This is a genomic window from Microlunatus spumicola (assembly GCF_039536445.1).
Lineage (GTDB): Bacteria > Actinomycetota > Actinomycetes > Propionibacteriales > Propionibacteriaceae > Microlunatus > Microlunatus spumicola.
The window spans coordinates 1,407,367-1,422,691 of sequence record NZ_BAAAYR010000001.1 but is presented as its reverse complement, the minus strand read 5'-3'; the positions used below and the strand labels follow the sequence as shown (position 1 = coordinate 1,422,691).

The window sequence follows — 15,325 nt, the reverse complement described above, 5'->3', positions numbered from 1 at the left end:
CGCGGGGTCAGACGGCGCGCAGGGCCGCGAAGTCGACCTCGCGCCGCAGCACGAAGCCCATCGCCAGGTAGAGGTCGATCGCGCGGGTGTTCGCGGCCCCGGTGTGCAGGAACGGGGTCTCCCCACGCTCGCGGACCAGCTGCGCGACGCCGCGGACCAGCCGGGACGCGAGTCCCTGCCGCCGGTACGCCGGGTCCGTGCAGACCGCGCTGATCTCGGTCCAGCCGGCCGGGTGCAGCCGTTCGCCGGCCAGGGCGACCAGACGGCCGTCCCGGTGCAGCCCGAGGTAGGTGCCGAGCTCGTACGTGCGCGGGCGGAAGGGCCCCGGCTCGGTCCGGAGCACGAGGTCCACCGCCTCGGCCGCGTCGGCGGCGCCGACGACGAACGCGTCGTCCGCCGGCGCGGTCCGCAGGGCGTCGGTCGCGACGAGCTGGACGCCGGGGATGACGCCGTCCGGCACCCAGCCGGACGGGAGGTCGCCGACGAAGCCCGTCGGGCCGGACAGGACGGCCACCTCGTCGACCGCGTAGAGGCTCCGGAGGTCCCGCCACGACCGGGGGTCGGCCGGGTCGGCGACCGCGGCGAAGGGGGAGACGTCCGCGGGGTAACGGCGCGCCAGGCCCGAGCCGAGCGCGAAGTGGGCGTGCGGCCCGATGAGCGAGGCCCACGGCGCGGCGTCCAGAGGGTGCGGCGAGAAGGGGTTGGAGGAGGGTGCGGCAGGGCCGGACCCGGCCCGTACGGTCGCGGTCATGCGGCCCAGAACCTCGGGCCGGACCGGGCTATTCCGCTATTCCCTACAATTCCTGCAGGGTTTGACACGGACGCACGCCCGGCCCTAACGTTCTGCCCAGGTCACGAGAATCAGCGACAAGCCCTGGCTGGCTGATCGGCAACCCTCGCAGCGGCGGTGGGGTGCCCCAGGTGACGACCCGGCAGGGGGAGCACCCCCGGCAAGCGCCCGGCCTCGACCCCGAGGCCCCGTCGACAGGTCCTGATGATGATCGCGAGCCCCGACCGCCTCCGCGGCCGCACCACCCTGGCGTCCCGACGCCCCGGCGACGCGTGTCGCCGCGGGTGTCCGGGCGCGATGCCCGGGCGGCCCGGACCGACCCGCGGTCCGCGCCGCTGAGCCTCGCGCTCACCCCTGCGCCCCACCTCTTCTCCACCCCCTCCTCCCACCCTGCCGGCCCGTCCACGGGCTGCCGCACGCCTTCGAGGTCTTCGTGAGCCTGAGCACCGAACCCCGTCCACCCCAGGACCTGCGCCCTCCGGGCACCGGTCCGACGCCACCGCTCCAGCCCGTGCCGACGGCGCTCCAGGACCTGGCGACCGCGCGCGTCGTCCCGCTGCGCCGGCCCTGGCGCTGGGTCGCGAGCGCCGTCGTGGTCGTGCTGCTCGCGCAGGTCGTCCAGGGGCTGGTCGCCAACCCGGCCTACCAGTGGGACGCCTTCGGCTACTGGTTCTTCCAGCCGGTCATCCTCGAGGGCCTCGTCGTCACGCTGAAGCTCACCGCGTGGAGCGCCGTCATCGGCTTCGCCGCCGGCGTCGTGCTGGCGCTGATGCGGCTGTCGCGGAGCCCGGTGCTGGTGAGCGTGAGCTGGGTCTACGTCTGGATCTTCCGGTCGGTCCCCCTGATCGTGCTGCTGCTGTTCCTGGCCAACGCGACGGCGCTCTACCCGAGCCTCGGCCTGTCGGTGCCCTTCGGCCCGCAGCTGTTCAGCATCGACGCCACGCAGCTGCTCAGCTACGAGGCAGCGGCGATCATCGGGCTCAGCCTGAACGAGGCCGCGTACGCCTCCGAGATCGTCCGCTCCGGCATCATCTCCGTGGACCCGGGGCAGAAGGAGGCCGCCAGCGCCCTCGGCCTGCCGCGGCACCGGCGGTTCACGCGGATCGTCCTGCCGCAGGCGATGCGGGCGATCCTGCCGACCTACGCCAACCAGCTGATCGGGCTGCTCAAGGGCACCTCGGTCGTCTACATCACGTCGCTGCTCGACCTCTTCGGCCAGGTCGAGACCCAGGCCAGCACGAACAGCGGGGAGGTCATCCCGCTGCTGATGGTCGCCACCGTCTGGTACGTCGTCCTCACGACGGTGCTGTCGGTCTTCCAGTACCTCGTGGAGCGCCACTTCGCCAGGGGCGTCACCGGTCGCGACACCCGTACGAGGGCCGAGCGCATCGCCTCGGCCGTCCGCACCCGCCGGGGGGTCGCCCGATGAGCGCGGTCGCCGTGACGGAGACGGTCGCGCCGACCACGACGCCCGTGGTCGAGGTCCGCGGGGCCACGAAGTCCTTCGGCGCCAACCGCGTGCTCGACGGCGTCGACCTCGACGTCGAGGCCGGCAAGGTCACCGTCGTCCTGGGGCCGTCGGGCTCGGGCAAGTCGACCCTGCTCCGCTCGATCAACCACCTCGAGAAGCTCGACGCCGGGTTCGTCAGCGTCGACGGCGAGCCCGTCGGGGTCAAGGTCGTCCGCGGCCGGCTGCACGAGCTGAGCGAGCGCGCGATCCTGCGTCAGCGCGCCCGCATCGGCTTCGTCTTCCAGAGCTTCAACCTCTTCCCGCACCTCACGGTGCTGGAGAACCTCGTCGAGGCACCGGTGGCGGCGCTCCGCCGCGACCGGGCGGAGGTGCGGGCCGAGGCCCGGACGCTGCTCGAGCGGGTGGGGCTGGCCGACAAGGTGGACGCCTACCCGCGCCAGCTCAGCGGCGGGCAGCAGCAGCGCGTGGCGATCGCCCGCGCCCTCGCGCTGCGGCCCCGGCTGGTCCTCTTCGACGAGCCGACGTCCGCGCTCGACCCCGAGCTCGTGGGCGAGGTCCTCGCGGTGATCAAGGACCTGGCCGCAGCCGGTACGACGATGATCATCGTCACGCACGAGATCGCCTTCGCCCGCGAGGTCGCCGACACGGTCGTCTTCCTCGACGCCGGCCGGGTCCTCGAGCAGGGGCCGCCGGAGCAGGTCCTGAACCGGCCCCGGCACCCGCGCACCGCCGCGTTCCTCAGCCGCGTCGGCTGACCCGCGCGCCGGTCGCCCGGCCGGTCCGCGCACCTCTCGCACCACCCCTCTGTCGATCGTCACGCGCGCCCCTGCGCACCCGTCCCAAGGAGCACCCATGTCCCACGTCCCCACCAAGGCCCTCGGCGCCGGCCTCACGGCCGCTCTCGTCCTGGCCCTGGCGGGCTGCTCGTCCGCCGGGACGGCCGGCCCGCGCGCCGCGGTCGTCGGCGCCGACGGCAGCACGACCGTGGTCGTCGCCGACAACACGACGACCGCCACCCGCACGGAGATCACCGTGCAGGCCCAGCCCTCCCTGCGCGACGAGCTGCCCGCCGCCGTGCGCGACCGCGGCACCCTCGTCATCGGCGTCGGCGCCCTGCCGGCCGGCTTCCCGCCGCTCGCGTACGTCGGCGACGACCACAAGACGCTCACCGGCGCGGAGCCCGACCTCGGCCGGCTGGTCGCCGCGACCCTGGGCCTCGAGCCCGACCTGCAGAACAACGCGTGGGAGAACATGTTCGTCCGCCTCTCCAGCGGCCAGCTCGACGCGGGGTTCTCGAACATCACGGTCACCGAGGAGCGCAAGCAGAAGTACGACTTCGCCTCCTACCGCGACGACAACCTCGCCTTCGCGGTCCGCAAGGACGACCCGTGGACCTTCGACGGCGACCCGGGCGTCCTCGCCGGGACGACCGTGGCCGTCAGCTCCGGCACCAACCAGGAGAAGATCCTGCTGGCCTGGCAGAAGAAGCTGCGGGCGGAGGGCCAGGACTTCGAGGTGCGCTACTACAAGGACAACAACAGCGTCTACCTCGCGCTCGCGTCCGGCCGGATCGACTCCTACTTCGGCCCGAACCCGGGCATCGCCTACCAGGACCAGCAGTCCGCCGGCACGAGCACGCCGACCCGTACCGCCGGCACCTACTCCGGCGCCGGCGACACCCTGCAGGGCCTGATCGCGGCGACGACCAAGAAGGACAGCGGGCTCGCGAAGCCGGTGGCCGACGCGATCAACCACCTGATCGAGACCGGCCAGTACGACGCCTGGCTCAAGGCCTACAACCTCCAGAACGAGGCCGTGAAGTCCTCCGAGATCAACCCGCCCGGTCTTCCGCTGGATGACGCCTGAGCGAGCCCGCGCGGGCGCTCCCTGAGCCCTGTCGAAGGGCGAGAACGCTCCCTGAGCCTGTCGAAGGGCCCTCGAGGAGGTGGGGGTTCTTCCTGGGCCGAGACGCCGACCCGTTCCGGGCCCTTCGACAGGCTCAGGGAGCGTTCTGCGGCTCAGGGAGCGTCCGGTGGGTTCCCTGCGTTCTTCACGAGCAGAGCGCCAACCCGTTCCGGGCCCTTCGACAGGCTCAGGGGACGTTCCGGGAATGCGGACGGGCATCCGTCCGCTTCCCTTCCCGAGTAATCCTGTAGACATTGTGCTCAGCGTCCCCGCTGGGCCGACCACGAGGAGAGCTGATGGCGACGCCGGACGACCGTACGGGCCTGGTGCTCGTGCTCGTCGGCATGGGGCCCCGCGGGGCCGGCCTCCTGGAGCGGCTGGTCAGCAACGCCGCCGCCGAGGGGACCGGGCCGGTCGAGGTGCACCTGGTCGACCCCTACCCGGTGGGCGGGGGCCGGGTCTGGCGCTCGGCGCAGTCGGAGCTGCTCCGGCTGAACACGACGACCGAGGACCTCACGGCCTTCGTCGACCAGAGCGTCGCGATGGCCGGGCCGGTCACCCCGGGCCCGACCATGGCCGAGTGGTGCCTCACACACGGAGCGGACTTGGACGACCCGGTTTTCGCCGCCGAGGCCGCGACCGTCGGGCCCCTCGACTTCCCGACCCGGCGCCTGGCCAGCGCGTACTTCGACTTCGTCGTCCGGCGCACGCTCGCGCGGCTGCCGGAGGGGATGACCCTCGTCACCCACGCCCAGCGTGCCGTCGACCTGCGCTCGACCGGTCCCGGGGACGACGGGCGCGAGCGCGTCGTGCTCGAGGACGGCGAGGAGATCGTCGCCGACGCGGTGGTCCTGCTGAACAGCCACGTCGACGTCCGCCCGGCCCCGCGCTTCGCGGCCCTGGCGGCGTTCGCGGCGGAGCGGGGCCTGACCTACGTCCCGCCCGGCTACGCCGGCGACCTGGACCTCAGCGGTGTCCCGGCCGGCGAGGACGTCCTCGTCCGCGGCTTCGGCCTCGACTTCGTCGACCTGATGGTGCTGCTCACGGAGGGCCGCGGGGGCGGGTTCGTCGAGAACGGCGGACGACTGGTCTACGTGCCGTCCGGGGCGGAGCCGCACCTGCTCGTCGGCTCCCGTCGCGGGGTGCCGTACCACGCGAAGCCGATGTACCGGCTGCGCGCGGGCAAGCCGGAGGGCACCACGTTCTGCACCGTCGACGCCGTCGGGGCCGTGCTCCGCCGCGGCGGCCCGATCGACTTCCTCGCCGACCTGTGGCCGCTCGTCGGTCGCGAGGTCGCCTGGGGCTACTACCGCGAGCTCGCGCTCGGCCACCCCGAGCGGGTCGCCACGTCCTGGCCGGACTTCGCGGAGGGCTTCGCGGCGCTGGACTGGGGGAGCGAGGCGTACGCCCGCTGGATCGCCGACGTCGTGCCCGACCCGGCTGACCGCTTCGACCCGGTCACGCTCGACCGCCCGCTGCGCGGGCTGCGGGTGAGCGGACCGGCCGAGCTCGCGCAGGTGCTGCGCGCGTACGTGACCGACGACCTCGCCCGCCGGGCCGACGACCGGCACAGCGCCGACCTCGGCGCCTTCTTCGCCCTGCTCGCCGTCGTCCCGGTGGTCGCACCGGCCCTGGCGTCGCCGCGGATGGACCCGCGCTCGCTCGTCGAGGACTTCTACGGCTGGTTCATGGGCTTCTTCAGCTTCTGGGCGAGCGGGCCGCCGCACGACCGCCTCCACCAGCTGCTCGCCCTCGAGGAGGCCGGGGTCGTCACGTTCCTCGGGCCCGACCTCGAGATCGACGCGGACCCCGTGGGTGGTGCCTTCGTCGCGCGCTCGTCGGCCGTCCCCGGCGAGATCCGGACTCGGGCCCTGGTTGAGGCGACCCTGCCCGCCTTCGACCTGGCCCGCACCGAGGACCCGCTGCTGTCCGCGCTGGCCGCCCGCGGCGAGGCGGCGTCGCAGGTCCTCGTCGACGACGCCGGCCGCGCTCTCGATACCGGCCAGCTGCTCACCGGACCCGGGCACCACCTCGTCGAGGCCGACGGCACGGTCGCCCCGCGTCGGCTGGCGCTCGGGATGCACACGGCGCTCAAGGCGGCCGCCTTCGCCCGCCCGTGCACCAACGCCCCGGTCCATCGGCTGAACGACCAGGTGGCGCGGGCCCTGCTCGCGCTGCCGCGGCCCGCCGCCGATGAACCACGCGCCGGCGAGCCCGTCGGCGCCGGGTCGAGGGGCTGATGTGGTCACCCGACCGCGCGTGGACGAGGCGCGGCGCCCCACAGCGCCCGCTCCCTCGGGCACGGACCCGTCCCGTTCCACGGAAGGGCGAGGTCGCGACGACCGGACGTGCCCGACCGGCGCCGAGGAGATGAGCCGCGCGGAGTGCGAGGCCCGTCTCTCCGTGCTCCTGCGCTGCACCTGACCGAGGACCTGCGTCCGCCCGATGTACCCCTGCGCACCACTAGGAAATAGCGAGTTAGAGTGATCCCGTCACGAGTGCCAGCGTCAAGCCCCGGCTTGCTGGCCGGCAACCCTCCTCCGCGGTGGGGTGCCCCGGGTGACGACACGGTCGCTGCCACGCCGGCAGCGGCAAGCGCGGCCCCGCCCGGGGTCCCGACCCTGGAGGTCCTCCTGTGACCGTTCTGACCCGTCCGTCCCCCGACCTCGCCGACCGGGCGACCCAGACCCCCGACGTGCCCGCTCTGCTGCCCACCGTGGGTGCGGGGGAGTCGGTGCCGCTCGTCGGCGGCCGCCGCGCCGGCTACGTCCACCTCGACAACGCGGCGAGCGCACCGGCCCTCGCCCGCGTCGCGGCCCACGTCACCGAGGTGCTGCCCGCGTACGCGAGCGTGCACCGCGGCGCCGGCTACCTCTCCCAGCTGTGCACCGGGCTCTACGAGCAGGCCCGGGAGACCGTCGGCCGCTTCGTCCACGCGCGTCCCGACGACGTCGTCGTCCTCACCCGGAACACCACCGACGCCCTCAACCTCCTCGCCTCGGCGGTGCCCGGCGAGGTGGTCGTGCTGGACGTGGAGCACCACGCCAACCTGCTGCCGTGGACGTCCGCGTCCGGGCGCCCGGCCCGTGTCGTCCGCAGCGCGCCGACGCTGGCCGGGACGGAGGCGTCGCTGGCCGCCGAGCTCGCCCACCGGCCCGCGGCCCTCCTGGCGGTCACGGGGGCCTCCAACGTCACCGGCGAGGTGCCCGACCTGCGCCGGCTGGTCCGGCTCGCCCACGCGCACGGTGCCCGCGTCGTCGTCGACGCCGCCCAGCTGCTGCCGCACCGCGGCTTCGACCTCGCCGCGCTCGACGCGGACTACGTCGCCTTCTCGGGCCACAAGGCCTACGCCCCCTTCGGCGCGGGTGCGCTCGTCGGGCGGCGCGACTGGCTCGACGCGGCCGAGCCCCACCAGGCCGGCGGCGGCGCTGTCCGCCGCGTCGGCGTCAGCGACGGGACGACCGCGACCGACTGGGCGACCAGCCCCGAGCGGCACGAGGGCGGCACGCCGAACGTCCTCGGCGCGCTCGCGCTCGCCGAGGCCCTCCGGGTGCTCGAGGCGACCGGCCTGGACCGCGTGCGCCACCACGAGGCCGCCCTGCACCGGCGCCTCGTCGACGGACTCCGCGCCCGCGGGCTCGAGCCGCTGCGGCTCTGGGACGACCCCAGCGACGTCGTCGGGGTCGTCAGCTTCACCGTGCCGGGCTGGCGCGCGGCCCAGGTCGCCGCCTACCTGTCCGCCGAGCACGGCGTCGGCGTCCGGGACGGCCGGTTCTGCGCGCACCCGCTGCTCGCCCGGCTCGGCGTCGACGACGGGGCGGTCCGGGCCAGCCTCGGGGTCGGCAGCAGCTCCGCCGACGTCGACCGGCTCCTGGCCGCGCTCGACGCACTCCTCCGGGACGGGCCCCGGTGGACCTACGCGTCCGACGGCGCCACCTGTCGGCCGTCGCCCGACGACCGTGACCTTCCGACCTGGGCCGGCGCGACCGGCCTGCACACCCTCGCGCCGGCGACCACCCCCTGCGCCCCCACCATCCCGGCAGGAGCCGAACAGTGACCACCACGACCACGCGCCCCAACTTCGCCAGCCCGGTCGACACCGAGCGCCACGGGACCTACCGGATCACCCAGGCCCCGGACGACCCCCGCCCGCTCTACCGCTTCACCGGTCGCCTGACCGCCGACGGCTCCGGCCCGTACCCCGCCGTCCCCGGGCGCTACCACCTCTACGCCGGTTGGTTCTGCCCCTGGGCGCAGCGGGTCGTGCTCGAGATCGCCGTGAACGGGCTGCAGGACGTCATCGGGGTCTCCTACGTCGACGACGCCCGCGACGGCCGCGGCTGGGCGTTCCGCGAGACGCACGGGCCCGACCCGGTGAACGGCTTCACCCTGCTGCGCGACGCGTACGAGGCGACCGAGCCCGGCTTCGACGGCCACGTGAGCGTCCCGACGCTGTGGGACACGCAGACGAACCGGATCGTCAGCAACGACTACCGGACGCTCGGGCTCGACGTCGCGACCGCGTTCACCGGGTTCCGGCACCCAGGGGTCGACACCTACCCGGCCGAGCACCGGGCCGAGATCGAGGAGCTCGACGCCTGGGTCGGCCCGGCGGTGAACCAGGGCGTCGGTCGGGCGGGCGGGGACGGACCCGTGGCCGAGCAGGCCCGTGCGGACCTGCACGCCGCCTTCCGACGGCTGGACGAGCGCCTCGTCGACGGCGGCTTCCTCGTCGGCCACGGCGTCACCGAGGCCGACATCCGGCTCTGGGTGACGCTCGCCCGCTACGACGTGCAGGGCAACGCCTCGGGCCGGCTCGGCCCGCCGCTCAGCGCCTACCCGAACCTGGCCCGCTACGCCGCCTACCTGGCGGAGCTACCGGCGTTCCGCGCCACCACGCGCTGGTCCTCCTTCAGCGCCCCCGGCGCCCGGCCCTCGTTCCTCGCGCCCTCGTTCCTGGCCAACGAGCCGACCGATCCGACCGGAGACCCCCGATGACGCGCCCGCTGCACCTCGCCGTCGCTCTCGACGGGGCGGGCTGGCACCCCGCCGCCTGGCGGCTGCCGACCGCGCGGCCGCACGACCTGCTGACCGCCGGCTACTGGGTCGACCTCGTCCGCCGCGCGGAGGAGGGGCTGCTCGACCTCGTGACGTTCGAGGACGCCCTCGCGCTGCAGAGCTCGTCGCCCGAGGGGCCCGACCACCGGACCGACGAGGTCCGCGGCCGGCTCGACGCCGTGCTGGTGGCGGCCCGGGTCGCCCCGCTGACCGCCCACGTCGGGCTGGTCCCGACCGGCACCGTCACCCACACCGAGCCGTTCCACCTGTCCAAGGCCATCGCGACGCTCGACTACGTGTCCCAGGGGCGCGCGGGCTGGCGCCCGCAGGTCTCGGCCGGTGCCGCGGAGGTCGCGCACGTCGGGCGTCGTCCGGGCTGGACCGACCCGCGGGGCGACACCCCGGAGGCGCGGCAGGCGCTGCTCGACCTCTTCGAAGAGGCCGGCGACGCCGTCGAGGTCGTCCGTCGGCTGTGGGACAGCTGGGAGGACGACGCCGAGATCCGCGACGCGGCGACCGGCCGCTTCGTCGATCGCGACAAGCTGCACTACGTCGACTTCGAGGGCCGGTTCTTCTCCGTCCGTGGCCCGTCGATCACCCCGCGCCCGCCGCAGGGGCAGCCGGTCGTCGTCGCCCTGGCCCACGCCGAGGTGCCGCGCGCCTTCGCGGCCCGCTCGGCCGACGTCGTCCTGATCACGCCGGCCGACAACGCGGCCGCCGCCGCCCAGGTCGCCGAGATCACGGCCGCCCGGGCCGAGGCCGGCCGGACCGGTCCGGATCACGTGTTCGGCGAGCTCGTCGTGCTGCTCGAGGACGACGAGGCCCGCGCCGCCGAGCGCTGGGCGCAGCTCGAGGCCTGGTCGGGTCGTGAGGACGCGAGCGACGCCGAGGTCTTCGTCGGGACGCCGCAGGGCCTCGCCGACCTGCTGCTCGCCCGGGCCGAGGCCGGCCTGACCGGGTTCCGGCTGCGCCCGGCCGCCCTGCCGCAGGACCTCGACGCGATCGTCGCCGGCCTCGTGCCCGAGCTGCAGCGGCGCGGGGCCTTCCGGACCGCGTACGAGCCCGGCACGCTGCGGGACCGGCTCGGCCTCGAGCGTCCCGCCAACCGCTACGCCACGAGCTGAGGACGACCCCATGACCAGCACCACGAGCGCACCGCGCAAGCAGATCCACCTCGCCGCCCACTTCCCGGGCGTCAACAACACCACGGTGTGGAGCGACCCGGCCGCCGGGAGCCACATCGAGTTCAGCTCCTTCGTCCACCTCGCGCAGACGGCCGAGCGGGCCAAGTTCGACTTCTTCTTCCTCGCCGAGGGGCTGCGGCTGCGCGAGCAGAACGGCGAGATCTACGACCTCGACGTCGTCGGCCGGCCCGACACCTTCGCCGTGCTGTCCGCGCTCGCCGCGGTCACCGAACGGCTCGGGCTCGCGGGGACGGTCAGCTCGACGTTCAACGAGCCGTACGAGGTCGCCCGCCAGTTCGCGACCCTCGACCACCTGTCGGCCGGCCGTGCCGCGTGGAACGTCGTGACGTCGTGGGACGCCTTCACCGGCGAGAACTTCCGCCGCGGCGGCTACCTCCCGCAGGACGAGCGCTACTCCCGCGCCCAGCACTTCCTCGACGCCGCCTTCGCGCTGTTCGACGCCTGGGCGGGCGACGAGATCGTCGCCGACCGGGCGACGGGGGAGTTCCTGCGGCGCCCCGAGGTCGGGACGTTCTCCCACCACGACCAGCACTTCGCGATCGACGGCGCGTTCAGCACGCCGCGCAGCCCGCAGGGCCGACCGGTGATCTTCCAGGCCGGCGACTCGGAGGAGGGCCGGGAGTTCGCGGCGGCCACCGCCGACGCGATCTTCACCCGGCACGCGACCTGGGACGCCGGCCGCGCCTTCTACGCCGACGTCAAGGGGCGGCTGGCCGCGTACGGGCGACGTCCCGACCAGCTCGTCGTGCTCCCCGCCGCGACGTTCGTGCTCGGCGACACCGACGCCGAGGCGGCCGACATCGCGCAGGAGGTCCGCCTGCAGCAGGTCAGCGGGGCCACGGCGATCAAGCTCGCCGAGCAGCTCTGGAACACCGACCTGTCCGACCTCGACCCCGACGGCCCGCCGCCGGACTTCGACCCGGTGGTCGGCGAGAACACCATCGCGAAGGGCCGCGCCAGCGTCCGCATGCACCGCGACCCGGTGGCGACGGCGCGCGAGTGGCGGGAGAAGGCCGCGGCCGAGCACCTGTCGCTGCGCGAGCTGATCGTCGAGACGACGAACCGGCAGACCTTCGTCGGTTCCGCCGCGACCGTCGCGCAGGCCATCGACGACCACGTGCAGGGCGACGTCTGCGACGGCTACATCCTCGTCCCGCACATCACCCCGGGCGGGCTCGACCGCTTCGCCGACGAGGTCGTGCCGCTGCTGCAGGAGCGGGGCGTGTTCCGCACGGAGTACGAGGGCGAGACCCTGCGCGACCACCTCGGCCTCGACCCCGCCCCGCGGGTCCTCCGTCGCCCGTCCGCCGCCACCTCGGGAGCGGCCTCGTGAGCACCGACGTCGTCGCCGTCTCCGGGAACCCCCGCCCGGGCTCACGGACCTTGCTCGTCGCGCGGACGCTGGCCGGCGCGCTCGCCAAGCGGCTCGGCTCCGGCGAGGTCACCGCGCTCGACCTGGCCGAGGTCGCGCCGGAGCTGTTCGCCGAGGAGGCGCCGGACGCCGACCGGTTCGCGCGCGTGCTCGCGGACGCGGCGGTCGCCGTCGTCGCGACCCCCGTCTACAAGGCCAGCTACACCGGTCTGCTGAAGACGTTCCTCGACCGCTACCCGACGGGCGGCCTGCGTGGCGTGCTCGCCGTGCCCGTCGTGGTGTCGGCCAGCCCGGCACACTCCTTCGTGGCGGAGCACCTGCTGCGGCCGCTGCTCGTCGAGCTCGGGGCCTCGGCACCGACCCGGCCGTTCGCCGTCACCGAGTCCAGGCTCGGCGACCTGGACGAGCTCGCCGCGGCGTGGGCCGACGAGGCCGCGCCCGTGGTCGCCGCCCAGCTGGCCGCCCGGGACGTGGGGGAGGGCGCGTGACCGCCGAACCCTGCACCCGTGCGCCGCAGCAGACCGGCACCCCGGCCCCCGTGACCTCGGACGCGTTCCGGTCGATCTTCCGCCGGCACCCGGCGGGCGTGGCCGTCGTCGCGCTCCGCGACGGCGACCGGCCGGTGGGGTTCACGGCCACGTCGGTCGTCTCCGTGTCGGCCGACCCGGCGCTGGTGACCTTCTCGGTCGCGGGGACGTCGTCCTCCTGGTCGGCCCTCTCCCGTGCCCGCAGCCTGACGATCGGCTTCCTCGCCGCCGAGCAGGTGGACGTGTCGGCCCGCTTCGCCACGAGCGGCGTCGACCGCTTCGCCGGCGTCGACTGGCACTGGCTCCCCACCGGCGAGCCCGTGCTCGACGACGTGCCCGCCTGGATCCGGGGCGACGTCGTGGACCGGATCCCCGTCGGCGCCAGCCACCTGGTCGTCGTGCACGTCCGCGAGACCGCCCAGGGGCGCCCCGGCGCCCCGCTCGTCTACCACGACCGCGCGTACCACGCGCTGGACGAGGGTTCCGCGCTCTGAGCGCGGCACCTCCGGCCGCTCAGCCCTCCACCCCGTACGACCCACCCGAAGGAACACCGTGCCCCAGCAGACCGTCCCGTTCACCGTCGAAGGACGAGGGACGGGTGTCGCGCAGCAGCTGACCGTCGTCGGTGCGCACGCGCACACCTTCGCCTCGGACACCTACCCGGCCTTCGGCGGCGCCGACGCCGCCCCGAGCCCGCTGTCCTACACCCTCGGCGCCCTCACGTCCTGCAACCAGATCTCCGCCCAGCTGGTCGCCAAGGACCTCGGCGTGCGGCTCGGGGAGTTCCGCATCTCGGCGCGGGGCGACTTCGACCCGTCCGTCTTCGTCGGCGGCGCGGACGGGAACGCGAACTTCGACGCCGTGACCGTGACCGGGTCCGTGGAGACGGACGCCGACGACGACACCTTCGCCACGCTCGTGTCGGAGCTGGAGCGGCGCTGCCCGGTGACGCAGCTGTTCAAGCGGAGCGGTCTCCGCTACACGTCCACCTGGACCGCTCTGCCCCTGGCGGCGGACGCCGCCTGACCCTTGGGGACGCCCGGGTCCACCCGACCGGCGGTCGACCGACGGTTCAGCTGTCGAGGTCGGGGGACTGCGGCGAGTCCTGCTGGGTCCGCTCCGGGTGGTCCTCACGGAGGTCGGAGTCGGCGAGGATCGCCGCGGCCTGCGCCTCGGGGTCGTCGCTGCCGGCCGCGCGCTCCTCGGGGAGCAGCAGGGCCCGCTCGTCCACGCGGGAGTCGTGCTCGGTCGTGTGGTCCGGGTTCGTGTCGCCCGGGTTCGTGTCGTCGGGGGTCATGGGTCCTCCTGCCGATGGGCGGCGGGAGCCGTCCTGCCGACGACGGTAGCGGCCGCCCCGGCGACCCCCAGGACGCGGTGCGACAGTGGGACGAGGGGCGCGGAGCGGCGCCCACGAGCGTGGAGGAGCAGCCATGAGCGAGCGCAGCCCCGAGGCCGAGCGGGTCGACGAGAGCATCGTCGACGGGTCGGGTTCCTCGATCGAGTCCGACATCGCGGCGAGCGGGACCGACGGCGGCGACGCCGGGGTCGGTGACAACGGAGCGACGGGTGAGCCCGACTCGCACGCCGCCGACGTGGCGGCCGGTTACGACGACGCCGACGACGCCCCGGTCCAGCCGTCGTCCGAGGAGGACTCCAGCCTCTAGTGGACCTGGAGCGTGCGCTCGGCGCCGCCCGGGCCAACCGGCAGTCGGTCCTGGTGACCGTGCGCCGTGACGGGCGACCGCAGCTGTCGAACGTCGTCCACCTGGTCGGCGACGACGGCCTGGTCCGCGTGTCCACGACGGCCGACCGGGCGAAGTTCCACAACCTGCGCCGGACGCCGTGGGCGGCCCTCAAGGTCGACGGCGAGAGCTTCTGGTCGTACGCGGTGCTCGAGGGGGACGTCACGCTGTCCGAGGTCGCCGCGGACCCGGCGGACGCCGCGGTGGAGGAGCTCGTCGCCCTCTACCGCGGCATCTCCGGAGAGCACCCGGACTGGGACGCGTACCGCCGGGCCATGGTCGACGACCAGCGGGTCGTCGTCCGGCTCAGCCCGACGTACGCGTACGGGGCGCTCTAGGCCCTTCGGTCGCTCCCGGCCTCAGGCCAGCGTCCGGAGCGTCGTCACCAGCGGCGTCGTCGGTCGGCCGGTCAGGCGGCTGAGGTCGTGGGTCACCTCGGCGAGCGTGCCCTCGGCGATGTTCACGTCGAGGCCGACCAGGAAGCCGCGCGTGCCCGCGTCCAGCCCGGCCGCCGTCAGCTCCGCGTCCAGCTGCTCGGGGCTCACCGGGCGGTAGGTCAGCTCGCGGCCGAGCGCGGCGCTCGCGGCCTCGGTGAACTCCGCGAAGTCCCACGCCTCGTCCCCGCCCAGCTCGTAGACGGTGTTCTCGTGGCCCTCCGTCGTCGCGACGACGACGGTGGCGGCGGCGAAGTCCGGGCGCGACGCGCTGGCGACGCGGCCGTCACCCGCGGCGGAGACGACCTCGCCGGTCGCGGCCGCGGTCTTCAGGGTCTGGGCGTAGTTCTCGGAGTACCAGTTGTTGCGCAGGAAGGTCCAGGTCAGCCCGGACTCCCGCAACAGCTCCTCGGTCGCCTTGTGCTCCGGCGCGAGGATCAGCGTGGTGTCGGCGGCCTTGGGGGCGCTGGTGTAGACGACCCGGCCGACGCCGGCGGCCTGGGCGGCGCGGACCACGTTGGTGTGCTGGGGGACGCGCACGCCCGGGGTGTCACCGGACACGAAGACGAGCACGTCCACCCCGTCGAAGGCGGCGGTCAGCGCCTCGACGTCCTCGTACGGGGCGACCCGCACGGTCACCCCGAGGTCGGCGGCCTTCTGCGGGTCACGCACGACGGCGACGACCTGGTCGGCGGGCAGGTGGTCGGTGAGGCCGGCGACGATCAGTCGACCCAGCTGTCCGGTGGCTCCGGTGACGGCGATGCTCATGGCAGGGCCAACCCCGGGTCCCACGGAACTCTTCCCAGCCGCGAGGATGGGCA

General features: G+C 74.5%; 16 protein-coding genes and 2 riboswitches. Of the genes, 13 read left to right on the top strand and 3 right to left on the bottom strand.

Annotation, left to right across the window (positions count from 1 at the left end):
- Positions 1-7: 7 nt before the first annotated feature.
- Positions 8-751, bottom strand: a complete 744-nt coding sequence (locus tag ABD665_RS06440) for a GNAT family N-acetyltransferase (RefSeq protein ID WP_204911712.1) — start codon at positions 749-751, stop codon at positions 8-10.
- A 99-nt stretch (positions 752-850) separates the two neighbouring features.
- A riboswitch (SAM riboswitch) is annotated at positions 851-963 on the top strand.
- Positions 964-1,223: 260 nt separating this feature from the next.
- Between ABD665_RS06440 and ABD665_RS06435 the strand changes: the two genes are divergently transcribed.
- The 11 genes from ABD665_RS06435 (at position 1,224) to ABD665_RS06385 (ending at position 13,354) form a co-directional block, all read left to right on the top strand.
- Positions 1,224-2,219, top strand: a complete 996-nt coding sequence (locus ABD665_RS06435) for an amino acid ABC transporter permease (protein ID WP_344741508.1) — start codon at positions 1,224-1,226, stop codon at positions 2,217-2,219.
- A complete protein-coding gene (locus tag ABD665_RS06430; protein WP_344741506.1) occupies positions 2,216-3,016 on the top strand; it encodes an amino acid ABC transporter ATP-binding protein in 801 nt (266 codons plus the stop codon). Before ABD665_RS06435 ends, ABD665_RS06430 begins: the two co-directional genes overlap by 4 nt.
- A 97-nt stretch (positions 3,017-3,113) precedes the next feature.
- Positions 3,114-4,127 carry a transporter substrate-binding domain-containing protein gene (locus ABD665_RS06425; protein WP_204911713.1) on the top strand — a complete coding sequence of 338 codons (1,014 nt, stop codon included), beginning with the start codon at positions 3,114-3,116 and terminating at the stop codon, positions 4,125-4,127.
- A gap of 335 nt (positions 4,128-4,462) precedes the next feature.
- Entirely contained in the window at positions 4,463-6,406 is a 1,944-nt protein-coding gene (locus ABD665_RS06420; RefSeq protein WP_204911714.1) for an FAD/NAD(P)-binding protein, read from the top strand.
- Between the two features lie 250 nt (positions 6,407-6,656).
- Positions 6,657-6,770, top strand: a riboswitch (SAM riboswitch).
- 31 nt (positions 6,771-6,801) lie between these two features.
- Positions 6,802-8,223: an aminotransferase class V-fold PLP-dependent enzyme gene (locus ABD665_RS06415; protein ID WP_204911715.1), complete on the top strand. Its 1,422-nt coding sequence runs from the start codon at positions 6,802-6,804 to the stop codon at positions 8,221-8,223.
- Positions 8,220-9,164 (top strand): glutathione S-transferase C-terminal domain-containing protein, encoded by a 945-nt coding sequence (locus ABD665_RS06410; RefSeq protein WP_204911716.1) that lies wholly within the window; start codon positions 8,220-8,222, stop codon positions 9,162-9,164. Before ABD665_RS06415 ends, ABD665_RS06410 begins: the two co-directional genes overlap by 4 nt.
- A complete protein-coding gene (locus ABD665_RS06405) occupies positions 9,161-10,348 on the top strand; it encodes an LLM class flavin-dependent oxidoreductase (protein WP_204911717.1) in 1,188 nt (395 codons plus the stop codon). The genes ABD665_RS06410 and ABD665_RS06405 overlap by 4 nt, the downstream gene beginning before the upstream one ends.
- A gap of 10 nt (positions 10,349-10,358) precedes the next feature.
- Positions 10,359-11,762 carry an NtaA/DmoA family FMN-dependent monooxygenase gene (locus ABD665_RS06400; RefSeq protein ID WP_204911718.1) on the top strand — a complete coding sequence of 468 codons (1,404 nt, stop codon included), beginning with the start codon at positions 10,359-10,361 and terminating at the stop codon, positions 11,760-11,762.
- Positions 11,759-12,289, top strand: a complete 531-nt coding sequence (locus ABD665_RS06395) for an NAD(P)H-dependent oxidoreductase (RefSeq protein ID WP_204911719.1) — start codon at positions 11,759-11,761, stop codon at positions 12,287-12,289. The genes ABD665_RS06400 and ABD665_RS06395 overlap by 4 nt, the downstream gene beginning before the upstream one ends.
- Positions 12,286-12,822 carry a flavin reductase family protein gene (locus ABD665_RS06390; protein ID WP_344741501.1) on the top strand — a complete coding sequence of 179 codons (537 nt, stop codon included), beginning with the start codon at positions 12,286-12,288 and terminating at the stop codon, positions 12,820-12,822. The genes ABD665_RS06395 and ABD665_RS06390 overlap by 4 nt, the downstream gene beginning before the upstream one ends.
- A gap of 58 nt (positions 12,823-12,880) precedes the next feature.
- On the top strand, positions 12,881-13,354 hold the full coding sequence (locus ABD665_RS06385; protein WP_204911720.1) for an OsmC family protein: 474 nt from the start codon (positions 12,881-12,883) through the stop codon (positions 13,352-13,354).
- A gap of 46 nt (positions 13,355-13,400) precedes the next feature.
- Here the strand turns inward: ABD665_RS06385 and ABD665_RS06380 are convergent, their stop codons facing one another.
- Positions 13,401-13,625: a hypothetical protein gene (locus ABD665_RS06380; protein ID WP_204915026.1), complete on the bottom strand. Its 225-nt coding sequence runs from the start codon at positions 13,623-13,625 to the stop codon at positions 13,401-13,403.
- A gap of 133 nt (positions 13,626-13,758) precedes the next feature.
- Between ABD665_RS06380 and ABD665_RS06375 the strand changes: the two genes are divergently transcribed.
- Both ABD665_RS06375 and ABD665_RS06370 read left to right on the top strand, forming a co-directional pair.
- Complete coding sequence (locus ABD665_RS06375) at positions 13,759-13,992, top strand: hypothetical protein (RefSeq protein ID WP_204911721.1); 234 nt, start codon at positions 13,759-13,761, stop codon at positions 13,990-13,992.
- Positions 13,992-14,408 (top strand): TIGR03618 family F420-dependent PPOX class oxidoreductase, encoded by a 417-nt coding sequence (locus ABD665_RS06370; protein ID WP_204911722.1) that lies wholly within the window; start codon positions 13,992-13,994, stop codon positions 14,406-14,408. Before ABD665_RS06375 ends, ABD665_RS06370 begins: the two co-directional genes overlap by 1 nt.
- Positions 14,409-14,429: 21 nt before the next feature.
- Here the strand turns inward: ABD665_RS06370 and ABD665_RS06365 are convergent, their stop codons facing one another.
- Positions 14,430-15,272, bottom strand: a complete 843-nt coding sequence (locus ABD665_RS06365) for an NAD(P)H-binding protein (RefSeq protein ID WP_204911723.1) — start codon at positions 15,270-15,272, stop codon at positions 14,430-14,432.
- Positions 15,273-15,325 lie beyond the last annotated feature (53 nt).